This window comes from Telmatospirillum siberiense (assembly GCF_002845745.1).
Lineage (GTDB): Bacteria > Pseudomonadota > Alphaproteobacteria > Rhodospirillales > Magnetospirillaceae > Telmatospirillum > Telmatospirillum siberiense.
On the sequence record NZ_PIUM01000015.1, the window covers coordinates 30,878 to 47,608 of the forward strand.

Annotated in this window: 21 protein-coding genes; 9 read left to right on the forward strand and 12 right to left on the reverse strand. The window is 62.0% G+C overall.

Annotated elements, in window-relative coordinates:
* Positions 1 to 17: 17 nt before the first annotated feature.
* The 5 genes from CWS72_RS13740 to rfaD are packed head-to-tail and all read right to left on the reverse strand — an operon-like array spanning position 18 to position 4,520.
* A complete protein-coding gene (locus tag CWS72_RS13740) occupies positions 18 to 896 on the reverse strand; it encodes a hypothetical protein (protein ID WP_146002746.1) in 879 nt (292 codons plus the stop codon).
* Between the two features lie 8 nt (positions 897 to 904).
* On the reverse strand, positions 905 to 1,675 hold the full coding sequence (gene pgeF, locus CWS72_RS13745) for a peptidoglycan editing factor PgeF (protein ID WP_101251264.1): 771 nt from the start codon (positions 1,673 to 1,675) through the stop codon (positions 905 to 907).
* A 17-nt stretch (positions 1,676 to 1,692) separates the two neighbouring features.
* Positions 1,693 to 2,742, reverse strand: a complete 1,050-nt coding sequence (locus tag CWS72_RS13750) for a class I SAM-dependent methyltransferase (RefSeq protein WP_101251195.1) — start codon at positions 2,740 to 2,742, stop codon at positions 1,693 to 1,695.
* The gene (gene lgt / locus CWS72_RS13755) at positions 2,739 to 3,533 is read right to left on the reverse strand and encodes a prolipoprotein diacylglyceryl transferase (RefSeq protein ID WP_101251196.1); all 795 of its coding nucleotides are present in this window, start codon (positions 3,531 to 3,533) and stop codon (positions 2,739 to 2,741) included. Before lgt ends, CWS72_RS13750 begins: the two co-directional genes overlap by 4 nt.
* A complete protein-coding gene (gene rfaD, locus CWS72_RS13760) occupies positions 3,534 to 4,520 on the reverse strand; it encodes an ADP-glyceromanno-heptose 6-epimerase (RefSeq protein ID WP_101251197.1) in 987 nt (328 codons plus the stop codon).
* A gap of 148 nt (positions 4,521 to 4,668) precedes the next feature.
* On the opposite strand from rfaD, the gene CWS72_RS13765 reads away from it, so the two are divergent.
* The 5 genes from CWS72_RS13765 (at position 4,669) to CWS72_RS13785 (ending at position 7,815) form a co-directional block, all read left to right on the forward strand.
* Entirely contained in the window at positions 4,669 to 4,992 is a 324-nt protein-coding gene (locus CWS72_RS13765) for an accessory factor UbiK family protein (protein WP_101251198.1), read from the forward strand.
* A gap of 225 nt (positions 4,993 to 5,217) precedes the next feature.
* Entirely contained in the window at positions 5,218 to 5,721 is a 504-nt protein-coding gene (locus tag CWS72_RS13770; protein WP_101251199.1) for a type III secretion system chaperone family protein, read from the forward strand.
* Complete coding sequence (gene proC, locus CWS72_RS13775; protein ID WP_101251200.1) at positions 5,718 to 6,515, forward strand: pyrroline-5-carboxylate reductase; 798 nt, start codon at positions 5,718 to 5,720, stop codon at positions 6,513 to 6,515. Before CWS72_RS13770 ends, proC begins: the two co-directional genes overlap by 4 nt.
* A 136-nt stretch (positions 6,516 to 6,651) precedes the next feature.
* Complete coding sequence (locus CWS72_RS13780; protein WP_101251201.1) at positions 6,652 to 7,272, forward strand: TetR/AcrR family transcriptional regulator; 621 nt, start codon at positions 6,652 to 6,654, stop codon at positions 7,270 to 7,272.
* A 111-nt stretch (positions 7,273 to 7,383) separates the two neighbouring features.
* A complete protein-coding gene (locus CWS72_RS13785; protein WP_101251265.1) occupies positions 7,384 to 7,815 on the forward strand; it encodes a phasin family protein in 432 nt (143 codons plus the stop codon).
* Positions 7,816 to 7,889: 74 nt separating this feature from the next.
* Here the strand turns inward: CWS72_RS13785 and CWS72_RS13790 are convergent, their stop codons facing one another.
* From CWS72_RS13790 to CWS72_RS13805, 4 genes are all read right to left on the reverse strand, one after another.
* Entirely contained in the window at positions 7,890 to 9,197 is a 1,308-nt protein-coding gene (locus tag CWS72_RS13790; protein WP_146002747.1) for a hypothetical protein, read from the reverse strand.
* A 104-nt stretch (positions 9,198 to 9,301) separates the two neighbouring features.
* Entirely contained in the window at positions 9,302 to 10,654 is a 1,353-nt protein-coding gene (locus CWS72_RS13795) for a sensor histidine kinase (protein WP_101251203.1), read from the reverse strand.
* 1 nt (position 10,655) lies between these two features.
* Entirely contained in the window at positions 10,656 to 11,339 is a 684-nt protein-coding gene (locus CWS72_RS13800; RefSeq protein ID WP_101251204.1) for a response regulator, read from the reverse strand.
* A 16-nt stretch (positions 11,340 to 11,355) separates the two neighbouring features.
* Positions 11,356 to 11,862, reverse strand: coding sequence for a MarR family winged helix-turn-helix transcriptional regulator (locus tag CWS72_RS13805; protein WP_101251205.1), 507 nt, complete (start codon positions 11,860 to 11,862; stop codon positions 11,356 to 11,358).
* A gap of 80 nt (positions 11,863 to 11,942) precedes the next feature.
* Between CWS72_RS13805 and CWS72_RS13810 the strand changes: the two genes are divergently transcribed.
* Positions 11,943 to 13,082 (forward strand): branched-chain amino acid aminotransferase, encoded by a 1,140-nt coding sequence (locus tag CWS72_RS13810; protein ID WP_101251206.1) that lies wholly within the window; start codon positions 11,943 to 11,945, stop codon positions 13,080 to 13,082.
* Between the two features lie 83 nt (positions 13,083 to 13,165).
* On the opposite strand, the gene CWS72_RS13815 is transcribed toward CWS72_RS13810, so the two are convergent.
* The 3 genes from CWS72_RS13815 to pgsA are packed head-to-tail and all read right to left on the reverse strand — an operon-like array spanning position 13,166 to position 14,430.
* Complete coding sequence (locus tag CWS72_RS13815; protein WP_101251207.1) at positions 13,166 to 13,618, reverse strand: molybdenum cofactor biosynthesis protein MoaE; 453 nt, start codon at positions 13,616 to 13,618, stop codon at positions 13,166 to 13,168.
* A gap of 3 nt (positions 13,619 to 13,621) precedes the next feature.
* Positions 13,622 to 13,873, reverse strand: coding sequence for a molybdopterin converting factor subunit 1 (gene moaD / locus CWS72_RS13820; RefSeq protein ID WP_101251208.1), 252 nt, complete (start codon positions 13,871 to 13,873; stop codon positions 13,622 to 13,624).
* Entirely contained in the window at positions 13,870 to 14,430 is a 561-nt protein-coding gene (pgsA, locus tag CWS72_RS13825; protein WP_101251209.1) for a CDP-diacylglycerol--glycerol-3-phosphate 3-phosphatidyltransferase, read from the reverse strand. Before pgsA ends, moaD begins: the two co-directional genes overlap by 4 nt.
* A 359-nt stretch (positions 14,431 to 14,789) precedes the next feature.
* On the opposite strand from pgsA, the gene exbB reads away from it, so the two are divergent.
* The 3 genes from exbB to CWS72_RS13840 are packed head-to-tail and all read left to right on the forward strand — an operon-like array spanning position 14,790 to position 16,722.
* A complete protein-coding gene (gene exbB, locus CWS72_RS13830) occupies positions 14,790 to 15,518 on the forward strand; it encodes a tonB-system energizer ExbB (protein ID WP_101251266.1) in 729 nt (242 codons plus the stop codon).
* A complete protein-coding gene (gene exbD, locus CWS72_RS13835; RefSeq protein ID WP_101251210.1) occupies positions 15,518 to 15,943 on the forward strand; it encodes a TonB system transport protein ExbD in 426 nt (141 codons plus the stop codon). The genes exbB and exbD overlap by 1 nt, the downstream gene beginning before the upstream one ends.
* Complete coding sequence (locus CWS72_RS13840) at positions 15,940 to 16,722, forward strand: energy transducer TonB family protein (RefSeq protein WP_241911725.1); 783 nt, start codon at positions 15,940 to 15,942, stop codon at positions 16,720 to 16,722. Before exbD ends, CWS72_RS13840 begins: the two co-directional genes overlap by 4 nt.
* The last annotated feature ends 9 nt before the right edge of the window (positions 16,723 to 16,731 follow it).

Here is a 16,731-nt window from a genome sequence, read left to right on the forward strand (position 1 = left end):
CATGGGGCCGCCCCGGTTTAGGGCTCTGGCGGCGTTTGAGGCCGCTGACTGCGGATCACCTCGGCGATGCCGTCGGCACCGGCTTCGGCGATATCGCGCAGCAGCGCCGCGAGTGGTCCCAGCAAGCGCTCCTGGGCGACGGGGCTGCTCTGCGAAACGGTTCCGAGGTCATGTCCCTTCGCGTCACGCACCGTCCAGTCGATGCTCACCATTGCCTGGCCGCCGGTGGTCGGCCCGATCCGCAGAAGGCCGGTGACGACGAAGGCCGCCTGACCGGAGACGACGGCGAGGCCCTTCAGGCCGAGGGCCCGGGCCATGGCCCGGGACAGGGCGTCGCCATCGAAGTCGGCAGGGGCCTTGACCGTCCATACGGCCACCTTCGGAGCGGCTTCCAAATCCCTGGTTCCCGAATCGTCGCCGCGCAACGCATGGATGACGGCGCGTGTGGCGCTCTGCACGAATTGGGGATTCCGGGCGGGATCGATCGATCCCGGTGGCAGCGGTTGGCGGAATTCGCCGATCATCCGGCCGTCGCCGTCGATGATCTGCCAGATCAACTGGACGGTACCGTTTTCACTGCGGATCTTGCCGGACAGGGAGAGAAAACCGTCACCGGCGCTTTCCGGGCTGGCGGCGATATCTTCTTGATTCAACGTTTGGATCAGCGCTTCGGCCAGTCCCGGCGCCCCGTCGATTCGGCGGACGGCCAGAGGAGCCAGGGCGCGTTGATCGCTTACCAGCGCATTGACTTTTTCATGGGCAAACGGGCGGGGAAGCGGGCCGCACGCCGCTGTCGACGCGGCCAACAACAGCATCGCCCAAAGGGGCTGGATCGCAATCCGGCGGCGGCCGCGACGGTGAGCGTGACCGAGGACAGCCGTCACGGGGGGGGGCATGGGCTCCGTCAGCGTTCCAGCACGATGACCGACAACATGCGGCCGAAGTCCTTCTCACCCTTCAGCCTCGATCGCCGATAGCTGAAAAAGCGGCCTTCTTCACGGAAAGTGTCGCAGGGCGTGCGGGCGACATCGATTACTGAAAGCTTGGCCAAGCGGCGCGCGAGATAGCCGGGCAGGTCAAAGTAGAAGTGTCCCTCCCGTGCGGCAGGCGCGAAGAAAAAGTGGTTATCGGGATCGTCGGCGAGGAAGGGGGCCGGGAATTCGGGGCCCACCTCGTAGGAGCGATGGGCGATGCAGGGGCCCACGGCGGCGGCGATGCGTGAAGCCTTGGCGCCCATTTTGATCATCGCGGCGACGGTATTGTCGAGAACGCCCCCCAGGGCTCCCCGCCACCCGGCATGGGCCGCTCCGATGATATTGGCGCGGGGATCGGCCAGGAGGACCGGGGCACAGTCCGCCGTCAGGATGCCCAGAGCCACGCCGGCACGGTTGGTGACCATCGCATCGGCCGGTGCCTGCGGGGCGTCGGGCGCCCAGTTGTCGTCGATCACGACGACACGGTCGGTATGCTCCTGGCGCACGGTGACCAGCGACTGCGGTTCGATATCGAGTTGGGCGAGAGCCCTGGTCCGGTTGGCGATCACCCGTTCGGGATCGTCCTCCGAATTCAGGCCACAGTTGAGCGAAAGATAGTTTCCTTCGGAAACACCGCCTTCGCGGGTGAAGAAGCCATGCCGGATGCGCAAGACTTCATTGAGGGTGGATAGGGTGATCATTCCCGGATGCATCGTATTCAACGGACAAATCCTGGCGGGGTGGGCAACCCGGGATGGGTTAAAGCCCTTACTTTGAATAGGGTGCCCATTCCTGAGGGTTCTATCAAGCGCCGACATGCGCTGGCGACCATATCTGCCTTTTGGGGGGTGCCGGATATCAGACGATCGGCACGTAATTCTATGCCGAGGGAACGTAAAAAGGCACCTTGCGTCGTCACGTCGGTCGCTGCGGCCGGTTTGGCCGCTTCGGCCAGGGCCTGAAAATCGACATGTGCGGTCAAATCGGCTTCTCCCGGATCGTCTAGAACGTCAGTGGTGCTATGGCCTTTGACCGCCTGCAATGTATCGCCGACAGCCGTGGCCGAATGGCCATAGTCGATGATTAAGGCGGCGCCGGGCTGTTCGGTCAAGCGTTGACCTATCCATCGGGCGATATCGCGTGCGGGTTTATTGATTTCGAAAATGTCGCCGTCCTTGGCCAGAGGGGCCTCGATGGCGGCGATGGGGCCGTCGGTGAACGCCAGGTGATGGCCGTCCCTGCCGATCCGGCGTTCGTGCCAGCCATTGCCCCGCCTCACATATTGACTGATCGGCAGCGCGTCGAAAAATTCATTGGCCAGCAGTAAAACGGGGCCCTCGGGCAAATCGCGGATATCTTCCAGCCAGACGACGTGAGCGTCGCGCAGCGTTTCGCGCTGGGCGGCCTTCAGGACCGGGCTGATTTCCACCAGATGTATGTTCAGCGCGCGTCGAAAGGCCGGGACCATTTCGGCGGCCCGCAGGAAATCGCTCATCAAGGTGCCTCGGCCGGGGCCCAGTTCGGCGAGAACGACGGCGCCCGGCGATCCCATCGATTGCCAGACCGCCGATGCCCACAGGCCCAACAGTTCGCCGAACATCTGGCTGATTTCCGGCGCGGTGACGAAGTCACCCGCGGAGCCCAGGGGATCTTTGCGGACGTAATAGCCCCATTGCGGATGGGCCAGGCACGCCCCCATGTAGTCCGCCACGGCAAGTGGTCCCTCGGCGTCTATTCGCGCAAACAGCCAATCCGCAAGGGCGGTCATGTCGGCTGTTTCGCCCTGGCCATCAGAAGGGCGCCGACGACGAGCAGCGGCAGTGACAACAATTGGCCCATGGTCGCGCCGCCCCACAGGAAGCCCAGATTGGCGTCCGGCTGACGGAAAAATTCGCCGACGATCCGCGCCAGACCGTAACCGGTGAGAAAGGCGCCCGACAGGAAGCCGGAGCGCAACCGCAGCGACGTCTGGCGCCAAAGGATATGCATCACGACCAGCAGCACCAGTCCTTCCAGGCCCGCCTCGTAAAGCTGGCTGGGATGGCGGGCGACAGGGCCGCCTCCCGGGAAGATCATTGCCCAGGGCAGGTCCTCGGGCGCCGGGCGTCCGAACAGTTCGCCATTGACGAAATTGGCGATCCGTCCGAACAGCAGCCCCATCGGAACCACGGTGCAAATGACGTCGCCTACGGCGAGGAGATGGAGCCGGTTGCGTCTGGAGAACAGCACGATGGCCGCAATTACCCCCAACGCACCGCCATGGAAGGACATCCCTCCTTGCCAGACCATCAGGGTTTCCAGCGGATTCGCCAGGTAATAGAGCGGTTTGTAGAACAGGACATATCCCAGCCTGCCGCCCAGCACCACGCCGGCGGTCGCCCAGACGAGGAAGTCATCCACCTGTTCGAGGGTCATGGCGAATGGTGGCTTGCCGACCAGCCAGCGTGTATATCGCCACCCTCCGATCAGGCCGACGATGTAGGCCACGGCGTACCAACGAATGGCGAATGGCCCGATTCTGACCATCGCCGGATCGATTGCGGGAAATTGCAGCGCCATTTAGCGATACCGGTCCTTGCTCGCGAGGTAGCGCGTGACATAGGCGGTCACCCCCTCCTCCAGCGAGGTGAAGGGCTTCGTGTAGCCGGCCGCGCGCAGGCGATCCATCTTGGCTTCGGTGAAATACTGGTAGTTCGTCCGGATGTTGGCCGGCGTATCGACGAACTTGATATAGGGCTCCTTGCCGACGGCGCGGTAAACCGCCGACGCGAGGTCGACGAACGTCCGTGCCTTGCCGGAACCGAGATTGAATAGTCCGTTGATCTCGGGATGATCGAGCAGCCACATCATCACATCGGCGACGTCGCCCACCCAGATGAAGTCGCGCTTCTGGCCACCGTCCGGATAATCGGGATGATGCGAGCGGAACAGGTGGGCCGGGGCGCCGGCGTCGGCATGCGGATAGATCTGGGCCACCACGCTTTGCTGACTGCCCTTGTGATATTCGTTGGGACCGTAGACGTTGAAGAACTTCAAGCCGGCCCACTGCGGCGGCATCGGCTTCTTTTCTTCGATCTTGCGGGCAACGCGGCGGTCGAACAGATGCTTGCTCCAGCCGTAGGCGTTGAGAGGTTGCAAAAGCGAAAGCGCCGCCGTGTTGCCGCTGTCTTCGAAGCCGTGCGTCCCGTCGCCGTAGGTCGCGGCGGAGGAGGCGTAGATGATCCTTACCTGATTGCGCGTGCACCAGGCGAACAGCGCCAGGGAAAGATTGAAGTTATTGGCAACGATCAGGTCGGCGTTGGTTTCCGTGGTCGTCGATACCGCTCCCATATGGAAGACGGCCTTGATCCTCGTCTTGTTGGCCTCGAGGAAATCGAACATCTGTTCGGGATGCACGACGTCGGACAGTTCGCGCTTGGCGATGTTGCGCCATTTCTCATTGCTGCGCAGCCGGTCGCAGACGACAAGGGGGCCATCTCCGCGCTGTTCGAGAGCCGCGAGCACATTGGAGCCGATAAAGCCGGCGCCGCCTGTAACGAAATACATGAGCCGTTCCCATGTCACTAAAATCTGGATTCGTTATAGGCTCGCCGTGGTGCGGCAACAAGCGTCGTTACGCGACGCGAAGGTATAACGTTGCGTCTGGCGACGACGCTTCCCATAATGCGCAAAGTTTTCTCGATAGGTGACCAGCATGCAGACCGACAATCGACTCTTCGACGATCTCGCCAGAATGGCGGGTGGCGCCCTCAATGCCCTGACGGGGTTGAAGACTGAAATCGAAGGGCTGGTCCGCCAACAGCTCGAGCATTTCGTCGGCAATTTGCACCTCGTAACGCGCGAAGAATTCGAAGCCGTGCAGGCTCTGGCCGCCAAGGCGCGCGACGAACAGGAAAATCAGGCCATCAGGTTGCAGCAGCTTGAAGAAGAATTAGCTGCTCTTAAATCGGGTTCTATCTCTTTGTCCGCCAAGCCGGCGAAGAAAATCAAAGCCGATGATTCCGAGAAAACGGAATGACATCAACTGTCGATTGCTGTTGTTCGTCGTTTTTTGCTGTCATTGTTTCTTGTTTGTGACTTTTCGAATTTTATCCACAGCAAAGCAGAGCCTGGGGGCGATTAATTCTTGCGCTGGCGAGAATCGCTCTATAAGCTACTGCTTGTGCTACATTGGGGCAGGTGCACAAGATCTTCGGTTCCTGCCTTGGCCGCTACCCACGACAGGTAAAAGGAGGTCGCGGGCATGACGTTTTCGGCGACGTTGGAAGAAGAGGCGGCAGCCAATCCGCTTGATCTCGTGGAACAGTTCGTGACGGCCAATGATTGGCCGTTCGATCGGCGAAGCGATGACGAAATGGCGGTCGAAGTTCCCGGGAAATGGTGCGACTACAGCCTTTACTTCGCCTGGCGCGAAGATATCGGCGCTTTGCATTTTACCTGTGCCTTCGACATGAAGATTCAGGCGACGAAAAAGTCGCCGGTGCATGAACTCCTTGCCATGGTCAATGAACGCATGTGGCTCGGCCATTTTGGTCTTTGGACCGAAGAGGGCGTTCCCATGTTCCGTCATGCCATCTTGTTACGCGGCCTCGGCGGGGCCAGCATGGAGCAGATCGAAGACCTGGTGGACATCGCGCTCAGCGAGTGCGAGCGGTTCTATCCGGCCTTCCAGTTTGTGATTTGGGGCGGCAAGTCGGCGACGGACGCCATTTCTGCCGCTCTGCTCGATACGGTTGGAGAAGCGTGACCCAGATTCTTTTGGTCGGGTGCGGCAAGATGGGGGGGGCCTTGTTGGATGGTTGGCTCGCCCTCGGGATGGCCCCGCGCGACATTTTCGTCGTCGATCCCGAAGAAGCGAAACATCCCTCCCGTGCTCAGGTTCGCGTGACCGGTGACGTTCAGTCGCTGCCGGCAGACCTGCGTCCGGATGTGGTGGTCCTGGCGGTCAAGCCGCAAATGATGGACGCGGCCCTTCCCGCCTATGCGCGGTTTGCGGGGGCCGTCTATCTCACCATTGCCGCGGGCAAGCCGCTGGCCTACTTCGCCCGGATCCTGGGAAGCGGGGCTGCGGTGGTGCGGGCCATGCCCAACACCCCTGCCTCCGTGAGGCGTGGAATGACGGTGGCCGTCGCCAATTCCGTCGTCGCCGCCGATCAGCGAAAGATTTGCGGTGATCTCCTGGCCGCCGTCGGCGCGATCGCCTGGATCGAGGACGAGGCGCACATGGACGCCGTCACCGCTCTTTCGGGAAGCGGCCCCGCTTATGTCTTCCTGTTGGCCGAGGTCATGGCCGCGGCTGGTGTCCGGGCGGGCTTGCCCGAGGACTTGGCGGCGCGTCTGGCGCGGGAGACCGTCGTGGGTGCGGGGGAACTGCTGCGCCAGTCCTCGGAAAGCCCCGAACAGTTGCGGCGGAACGTCACCAGCCCCGGCGGCACCACCTTCGCCGCATTGCAGGTGCTGATGCGCGACGACGGGGTCGGCCCCCTGATGGGCGAAGCCGTCGCCGCAGCAACCGACCGGTCGCGTGAGTTGGCCGGCTGATCCAGGCGTCATCGGGACTCAACGGCTCGATTCACCGGTTTCTCAATAGGTCCTTATCCCGGGCCGAGTGACGACGGAGTTGGCAATTCCGGACCGCGACCCCAAATCTTGCCGATAACAAAGGGGTTCGTGCGTCATGGTAAGAAAAACAACATCGGTTCCGGAACGGTCCTCGATCATCGATGCGACTTTGGCTCTCGCCGCCGAACGTGGCTGGCATGCTGTTTCCTTGGCCGATATCGCCGTTCGGGCCGGCATCGGACTGGCCGACCTCCATGAGCAGTTCGACGGCAAGACCGCCATTCTCAAAGCTTTCCTGGATTGTCTTGATGACGCCTTGTGGAAAGGTCCGCTTGCCGCCGGCGACGAGCCGGCGCGCGATCGGCTTTTCGACGTGATCATGAGGCGCTTTGATTCTATGCAACCTTACAAGGAGGGTATCCGCGCCATTGTCAAAGGCTCCGCCAGCGATCCCTGGATGCTGTTTTGCAGCGCGCCGCATCTCTTGCGGACGGCATCTCTGATGCTTGAGGTCGCTGGGATCAGCGCTTCCGGGCCGGTGGGCCGCGTCAAGGCGAAGGGGGTGGCCGTCATCTATCTGGCCGCGTTCAGGACGTGGTTGACGGACGAGTCCTCCGACATGGCCAGGACCATGGCCACTCTCGACCGGGCACTGCGCCGCGCCGAAAGCATCGCGAGTTTTATCGGGCGAGGCCCCGGAGCGCCGTTTCGCGGCGGGGAAACCGGCGCCCAATAATCGCGCGAAAGTTTTTGTTGCAATGCAATAATCCGATTGACCCGGTGGTGCTCGACACTTACTTTGAGGACGCCCAAGTCAAGAATCATTCTCCTGATGGAGGAACCGTTTATGGCCAAGCAACCAGAAAATTTCTTCGATTTCGACATTTCCAAATTCGTGGGCGATTTCAAGGTGCCCGGGGTGGATGTCGAAACCCTCGTTTCTTCGCAGCGCAAAAACATCGAAGCTCTCACCCAGGCCAATAAGTTGGCCTTCGAGGGTGTGCAGGCGGTGTTCAAGCGGCAGGTGGAAATCCTTCGCCAGACGCTTGAGGAAAGTTCGACCGTCGCCAAGGATTTGGTGGAGGCGGGATCTCCGCAGGATAAGGTCGTCCGCCAGACGGAACTGGCCAAGGATGCTTTCGAACGGGCTCTGGCCAATTCCAAGGAATTGTCCGAAATCATCGCCAAGTCCAACAGCGAGGCTTTCGACCTTTTGAACAAGCGCTTTTCCCAGATCCTGGACGAGATCAAGGACGGACTGGGCAAGGTCAAGCGTTGATAATGGCGAGAGCCGGATGATTTTTGACGGAATCGCTATGCGATTCCGTCAAAAATCTGAATCACTCTCCAGGCTCAGGCGCCGAGGGAACTCGGCGCCAGTTTCTTGACTTCCTTTTCGAGATCGATGCGCCTGGAACGGCAGACCGTGGCCAGGCATTCTTCGATGGACCCTTCGCCGCCGGCCTTGCGCAGATTGTCGTCGAGCTGTTTGACCGCGGAAACCAGGCTGCGCAGGGCCGTCTGGGTGAAGGTCTGGTAGCGCCGCATTTTCTGCTGTTCGTCATGGTCGTCGGGCATGACGGTCTGGATGGGACCGAAGAGCGCCAGGAACATCTGGTGCCCGAGATGTTCTTCCGCCGTCCGCAGGAACATCTGCATCTGGTCGCGGTTGAGCTTCAAATCGAAGATCGCGTCCAGCGCATATTCGTTCAGCATGTCCAGATAATCGGCAAGGGCGGCGATGTCGTTTTTGGTGATGCGCTTATCCTCGTGCAGGCGGACCGCGGTGTCCTTGTTGGCAAGGACGTTCCACTTTTTCTCCGGATCCAGATGTCCGAGAGCGTCGTGGACGCTCTCGAAACCTTCCTCGCCGAGATGCGAGACGGTCGCCGAAGCCAGCACATTATGTTCCATCATCTCGCGGAACAGCGCGGGATCGCGCATGACGCTTTCCGCCTTGTTGATGTCGGTGAGCGCCATCTGCGCCAAAAGCTGCAGCTTTTCCTCGCTGTCCATGCGGGTGATGCCGGTCCCCAGCCGATCGAAGACATGCGGGGGGATTTCCACATAGATCGGGAAGAACTTCACCTGCCATTCGTAATCGAGATTGTCCTTGACCGATGCGTAGAACCGTCCGGAGTTGGTTTGCCCCGCCGGCAAGGTCTTGGGCTGCCCATAATTTCTTTTGAAGAGCGAGGATATCTTGTCCACGTTGATCAATTTGAAGCGGCCCTTCGACGCCGTCTTCTTCTGTTGGGACGCGGCCGCCGTGGCGGCTTGCCCCTTGGGCGGCGAGATCGGATCGCCGAAATAGGCTTCGGCATAGCTGCGCATCCCTGTGCGCACCGCCATGCCGATGATCTCGCTGACGGAACGCCCGCATTTAAGCCTTATCGTTTCGTCGGAGACCGGATTGCCGGTGGCATCGACCAGAAATTCGGCGAAAGCCTCGTTCTTCATGCGGAACAGCCGGAAACTGGCGTCCAGCAGTTCGGGCGTTTCCATGATGGTCTTGTAGGGGTCGGGATGACCGGCCAAAGGCGGAATCAGGCTTTGAAACCGTGCCGCCACCGGTCCCTTCAACATACGGGTGACTTCCCGGCGTGCAAGAACGTCGGGGTCTTCGGTCTTGGTGGAAGCGCTGGTGGGATGGGGGGCCATGATCATGCCTTCTGGGGAACCTTTTGCCGCCAGGATAGCCCGAGATTTTCCCAGAAGCACGCGCCATTATGGATATGGCGTCAGCCATAAGAATGCGGGCGTTTTCAGAGCGGTAGGCGCAGCCGTACCCTGAGGCCGCCCAGAGGGCTGTCTTCGAGCAGGATATCTCCGCCATGAACGCGGGCGACGTCACGCGAAATCGTCAGTCCGAGTCCCACGCCACCGGTTTCGGGATTGCGGGAGCCTTCCAGGCGGACGAAAGCCTTGAAGACCTCCTCGCGCTGATCGGCGGCGATGCCCGGCCCATCGTCGTCGACGGTGACCTCGATCGCATCCTGGCGCCGGCCGGCCCGGACGGAGACATGGTCGGCATAGCGCACCGCGTTGCCGATCAGGTTGGTCAGGCAACGGCTGATGGCCTGTGGGCGCAACGGCAGGGAAAGATCTTCCTCGCAATGCAGATCGATCTGTCCGCCGTCGCGGCGCAGTTTGCCGACGACGTCCTCCAGCAGTGCGACGAGATCGGTGTCGCAGCTCTTCTCCGAGCCTTCGCCGCGGGCGAAGGCCAGATAGCCCTCGATCATCCGCTCCATGTCGGCGACGTCTTCCTTCAGGTCCTCGATGCCGTTCCCTTTGGCCATGGCCAGTTCGAGTTTCATCCGGGTCAGGGGGGTTCTCAGATCGTGGGAGACGCCGGCCAGCATTTCGGTGCGCTGGCTGACTTGCAGCTTGATCCGGTCCTGCATGCGGCCGAAAGCGGCGGCGGCCTGGCGGACCTCGGCGGCGCCCTGCGGCTTGAAGTAAGGCACGTCCCGGCCCTTGCCGAAGCTGTCGACGGCAGCGGCCAGGCGACGCACGGCCCGCACCTGATTGCGCATGAAAATGGTGGCGATGCCGAAGAGAAGGAGGGAAGTGCCGACCATCCACAGCACGAAGATGGTCGTGGTCGGGCTGTAGAGCCGTTTGCGCGACGCCCGGACGTCCAGCACGCCGTTAGGAAGCTGGACCTTGATCTCGACGTCGCGTTCCAGCGTTTCGGTATCGATGTAGACGGGTCTGCCGACGCGTTCGGCCAGCGCCCCTGTCAAATTACCCTCCAGGCTGTGGCCGCTGAGATCCGGTCTGACACCCGGACCCATGCCCCGCACGCCGGTGGATTCGAGGATGCCGCCCTGTTCCAGCGAGACCTTGAGGTCGAGAGTCGTCGCCGCGACGGCGAAGATGGTTGCCCGGTTCTGCTCTCCCGGGAAGGTGCGCATCATTTCGATGACGGCGCCGATGTCGCCGGCCAGGCCTGCGGCCAGACGCCGTGTCACCATGTCCCAGTGGGTGCCGTAGAAGACATAGGCCGAAACCAACTGGAGAATGATCAACGGCAAAACCAGAATGAGCAGCGAACGGCCGAGCAGGCCGCGCGGAAGAATGGACTTGATCCAGGTGGTCGCGGCGGAGGTCATGTCAATCGGTCCACAGAACGTAACCTCGGCCGCGTACCGTTTGCAGGTAACGGGGCAGACGCGGATCTTCCTCGATCTTCTTCCGCAGGCGGGTGACCTGCACGTCGACGGTGCGCAGGTTGCCGCTGTTGCCCGTCCTTGCGGCCAGATCCTCGCGTGAAAGGGTTTCGCCCGGTGTCAGGGCCAATTGGGCGAGCAGCGCCGCCTCGGCCGAGGTCAGATGGATGGCCTCGCCATCGCAGAGCAATTCGCCCCGCGCCGATTCGAAAGTGAAGCGGCCGAAGCGGCAGAGCCTGGGTTCCGCCGGCGTTTCGCGGACCGAGCGGCGCAGAATGCTGTTGATGCGCAGCAGCAGTTCTCGCGGTTCGAATGGTTTGGTCAGATAATCGTCGGCGCCGACTTCCAGACCATTGATGCGGTCCGTGGTTTCCCCCATGGCGGTCAGCAGCAGGATCGGCACGGCGTTGTCCGACCGCAGGCTTTTGGTCAGGGCCAGGCCGTTTTCACCCGGCATCATGACGTCGAGCACGATCAGATCGAAGGTCATGGCACCCAGTTGCTGACGGGCCTGGGCCGCATCGGCGGCCGTCGAGACCAGATAGCCGTTCTCGACCAGATATTTATTCAGAAGCTGGCGAAGGCGGGTGTCGTCGTCGACAACCAGAATATGCGATTGTCCTTCCACTCTTATCCCCTGCCTTTCAACGCCGTTCCCGCGCCCGGAGTCCCGCCGCGGTGAACGAGCGGCGGTCGGCCTCGCCGATCAGCCCCAGCATGACCTTGCGGAATCCCTCGACGGCTTCGGGTCCTGCTTCCCGATAAGCGGCGGCGATGCGGGCGCGCTGCTTTTCGGTGAGCAATCGTTCAAGGTCGACCCCCTTGGCCGTCAGCTCCAGCAGCCGCTGACGGCGGTCCCGGAGTCCCGGCCGCTGGGTGATGAACTGATCGTCGATCAATTGACCTAAAACCCGCGACAGGCTCTGCTTGGTGATGCGCAGCGTCGCCAGAAGTTCGCTGACGGTGATGCCCGGCCGCCGTCCGACGAAATAGATGACCCGATGATGGGCGCGGCCAAATCCGTAATCGGCGAGGATCGCGTCTGGCTCTTCGGTGAAACCGCGATAGGCGAAATAGAGCAGTTCGATGCCCTGTCTCAACTCCTCTTCGCGCAGGAAGAGCAGATTCACACCGGATTTTATGTCAGTCATATTGACTTATATGCCTTAGGAATGTTACTCATTGCAACCCTAATCGGTAATTTTCTAACTTATTCCAAGGAAATCCTCAAATGGCTACGGCTCTTCTCGATGATCGCGACGGTTTCGTCTGGTTCGACGGACAACCCGGTCCTACCCCGATCGCAATCACGCGCACGAGCAAGCCGAAGGTACATCCCGCCGATGACGAATTGCGGTTCGGCTCGGTTTTCACCGATCACATGTTTCGCATGGATTATACCGAGGGCAAGGGCTGGCATGATGCGAAGATCATCCCCTACCAGCCGTTCTCCCTCGATCCGGCAACGTCGGTCCTGCATTACGCGCAGTCGGTTTTCGACGGGTTGAAGGCATATCGCGGACAAGATGGTTCCATTCGCTTCTTCCGCGCCGCCAAACATGCCGATCGGCTGAACCGCTCCTGCGGCTATCTGTGCATTCCGCCGCTGGATCCCGAACTCGTCGTTCAATCCTTCCATGCCCTGGTCGGTGTCGATCAATCCTGGGTTCCCTCGAAGCGCGGCACCTCGCTTTATCTGCGTCCCGCGGTGATCGCCTCTGAATCGTTCCTGGGCGTGCATCCGTCGAAGACCTATACCTACTTCCTCATCCTGTCGCCCGTCGGCCCCTATTATGCCGAAGGCATCAATCCGGTGAAGATCCTGGCGACGGACGCCCATGTCCGGGCCGTGCAGGGCGGGCTGGGCGCGGCCAAGACGGCGGCCAATTACGCGGCCAGCATTCTCGGCGCAGAAGAGGCGCAGAAGATGGGTTACACCCAGGTTCTCTGGCTTGATGGCGTCGAACATCGCTATCTGGACGAAGTGGGAACCATGAACATCATGCTGAAGATCGGTGACGAGATCATCACGCCACCTCTGAACGGCGCGATTCTGGCCGGCGTGACCCGCGATTCGATTTTGACGCTGTGCCGCGACTGGGGCCTCAAGACGTCCGAGCGGCGGATTTCCATCGATGAGGTGATGGCCGCCGCCCGCAACGGAACCCTGGTCGAAATGTGGGGCACCGGCACCGCCGCCGTGGTCTCTCCCGTCGGTGAGCTGGGATACAAGGATGAGCGCGTCACCATCAACGGCGGCAAGACGGGCACGCTAACTCAGAAGCTCTATGATGCGATCGTCGGTATTCAATATGGCGAGACCGAGGATCGTCATGAGTGGACGACGACGTTGCGCCCCTTGAAGGGGTGACGGCGTCGCATTTACGGAAAAAGCCCCCTTCACCTGCGGGATGAAGGGGGCTTTTTTTGTGATGCCTTCGCCTTGGTCGGCGATTACGAACTTTTGTTCCAGCGATCGGCCCTGTCGTCGTCGTCGTCTTTCGCCTCGACCCAATGTTCACCGCCGGGCCCCTCTTCCAGCTTCCAGAACGGCGCGCGGGTTTTCAGCCAATCGATGAGGAACTCGCAGGCGGCGAAGGCGGCGGCGCGATGGCTGGAGGCCACGGCGACGAGGACGATGCGGTCCCCGGGATTCAGGCGGCCGAAGCGATGGATGATCAGGCTGTCGAGCAGCGGCCAGCGCCCGCAAGCCTCGGCCTCGATGGCGGACAATTGCCGTTCCGTCATGCCGGGATAATGTTCGAGCGTCATGGCCGAGCCATCGCCGGCCGCGCCGCGCACCAGCCCGACGAAACTGGTCACCGCCCCGACGTCCGTGCGGCCTTCCGTCATGCGGGCGATTTCGGCACCCGGATCGAAATCCTCCCGCTGGACGCGAACGCTCATCGCTCAGCCCCCGGTCACCGGCGGGAAAAAGGCGACCTCGTCACTCGCCGCGACGGCCTGGTCGAGTTTCGCATATTCCTGATTGACGGCGGCCCTGATCAGCCCCGGCTGGGCAAAAGCTTCGGCGTAGCCGGGGCTGCGGGTTTTCAGCCAGTCGATCAGTTGGCCGACGGTGGCGATCCCCACCGGTGGAGTGATTTCCTCCTCGCCGGTTCCGACTTTGCCGCGCAGCCAGGCGAAATAGAGAATCCTCATGGGGTATCCCGCATATGTTTGAGGCCGGCGCGCATGTAATCCCAACCGGTGATCAGGGTCAGGACCGCCGCACCCCACAGCAAGACCTCGCCCAGGGGCTGGGCGGGAAGCCAGGCGGGGGCCGCGTCGCCGACGATCAAGGTCGGCAGGGCCGTCATCTGAATAGCCGTTTTCCATTTGGCCAGACGGCTGACGGGCATGCCGATACGAAGTTCCGCCAGATATTCGCGCAAGCCCGAAACCAGGATTTCGCGCAACAGGATGACCACGGCGGGAAGAACGCTCACCTGCGAGACCCGGTCGAAAGCGGTCAGCATGAGAAGGACCGCCGAGACCAGCAATTTATCGGCGATGGGGTCGAGGAAGCGGCCGAGGTTGGAGACGCTGTTGCGCCGGCGGGCGAAATAGCCGTCGAAGAAATCCGTGATGGCTGCGGCGATGAAGAGGGCGCAGCCCACCCAGCGGACGCTCGAGCCTTCGATATAGAAGGTTGCGACAATCAGCGGGATCACCAGGATCCGGGAAATCGTCAAGAGATTGGGGAGTGTGGTCACCATCGGGGCCGACGGACTCTAATCCTAGGGGAATAAGAAAGGCAGCGCATTCTATCCCCGTTTGGCAAGGCTGTCACGCTGGCCTCCACCTGATACGAGATTGTTTGTGATAACGAGAATTATTAGCATAAATTCCCCATCGTCGAGGGGCGCCGTCACCGTCAGCTTTTGCCGGGCAGAGACTGAAAGCCGGGGTGCCATGCGGTGAATTTCGGAACGCTGCAATGCGCTCGTTTCCGCGCGGGCGATATTGACAAGGGGCGGAAGAGGGATGTAGACCCAAAGATGAAAATGATTTGCATTATTATTTGGCAGCCACCGTTCCCGTTTCGGAAAGCTTGCTTCGAGAGGTGTCCGACATCATGACCACGCAACTGGCATCCACGACCGTTTCCGGAGCTGCGCTTCTGCCGCACGATCTGTCGCCTTGGGCGATGTTTCTGTCCGCCGACGCCGTCGTTCAGACGGTTATGCTCGGCTTGGCCGCCGCTTCGGTGGTGACTTGGAGCGTGTGGCTGGCCAAAACCATCGAACTGTACCGGTCGCGCCGACGGGCGCGGAGTCTGCTTGTCTGCCTTGAGGGCTCGCGCGGTTTGGTCGATGCCGTCAAGACCGTGGCAGCCGTCGGGCCGGAAACCGTTCTGGTCCGGGCCGCCATGGCCGAGGCGCGCCTGTCGGCGGGTTTGCCGCCGGATGGGGTGAAGGAACGCGTGGCTTCCAAGCTGGAGCGTCTGGAGGCTGCGGCCGGGCGGCGGATGGCGATGGGGATCGGCATCCTGGCCACCATCGGTTCGGTGGCGCCGTTCGTCGGTCTGTTCGGCACCGTCTGGGGCATCATGAACAGCTTCGTCGGCATTTCGAAGGCGCAGACCACCAATCTGGCGGTGGTGGCGCCCGGGATCGCCGAGGCCTTGCTGGCCACGGCCATCGGACTGATCGCCGCCATTCCGGCCGTGGTGATCTACAATGCTTTCGCCCGCTCCATCGCCGGCTACAAGGCGACGCTCTCCGATGTTTCGTCGGAGGTGCTGCGCATCGTCAGCCGCGATCTCGACCGCAACATGCTGTCCTTGCATGAGGCCGCTGAATAATGGCCGGTCGCCTCGATTCCGGAGTCGACGATCTCGGCGAAATGCACGAGATCAACGTGACGCCATTCATCGATGTCATGCTGGTGCTGCTGATCATTTTCATGGTGGCGGCGCCTCTGGCCACGGTTGACGTCAAGGTTGACCTTCCCAGTTCCACCGCCCAGCCGGCGCCGAAACCCGACAAGCCCCTGTTTCTCACGCTCAAGGCCGATAAAAGCCTCGCCGTCGGCAATGACGCGGTTTCGCGCGACGACCTGGCTTCGACGTTGGACGCCGCCGCCCAGGGCGACAAGGAGACGCGGGTGTTTCTGCGCGCCGACAAGACCGTTGATTACGGAGCCCTGATGGAGGTGATGGACGCCTTGCGCGCCGCCGGCTATTTGAAGGTGGCGCTGGTGGGGCAGGAGGATTCGTCGCAGCCATGACCAGTCCGATGCCGCATCTTGTCTCGGGGGGCGGTTCGGCCGTCATGGATTTGACGCCTCCTCGCGCGGATGACTGGGACCTGCCCCGGACGAAGCTCTGGTCGACGAGCGCTCTGGTGATCCTGGCCCTGCATTTGGGGGCGGTCCTGGCGGCCGTCGTCTGGCCGCCGCATGTGACCGAGCCTCCTCCGCCGCCGTCGGCGATGATGATCGACATGGCACCACTTCCCACGCCGCCCGCCGCTCCGCCACCGGCGCCGAAGCCTCCCGAGCCGAAGCCCGTCAGGCCGATCGAGAAGGCGATCGAGCCGCCCGCGCGGAAGCCGCCGGCCCCGGTGGCCAGGGTCAAGCCTCCGACCGCCGTCGTCCCCCCGCCCGTCGTCGAGCCGGCCGTTGCTCTGCCGGCCGAAACGGCGCCACGGGAGACCAGGCCCGCCCCCGCCCAACCGTCCGCAACGGCCGAGGCGCCGGCTCAAACGCCGTCGGGAAACGCCAAGCCCACCTGGCAGGGGCTGTTGCTTGCCCATCTCGAACGCTACAAGCGCTATCCCGCCTCCGCCCGGGCGCGCCGCCAGGAGGGCGTGGCGACGGTTCGTTTCGTGATGGATCGGAGCGGGGCGGTGCTTTCGGCCAAATTGGAGCGAAGCTCCGGGTCAGTCGCGCTCGACGAGGAGGGGATCGACTTGTTGGAACGCGCCCAACCGCTTCCCGCGCCCCCCGTCGACATCCCCGGCGAGCACATCGAGTTGGTCGTGCCGGTGCAGTTCTTCCTCAGATAAGGTCTGTCG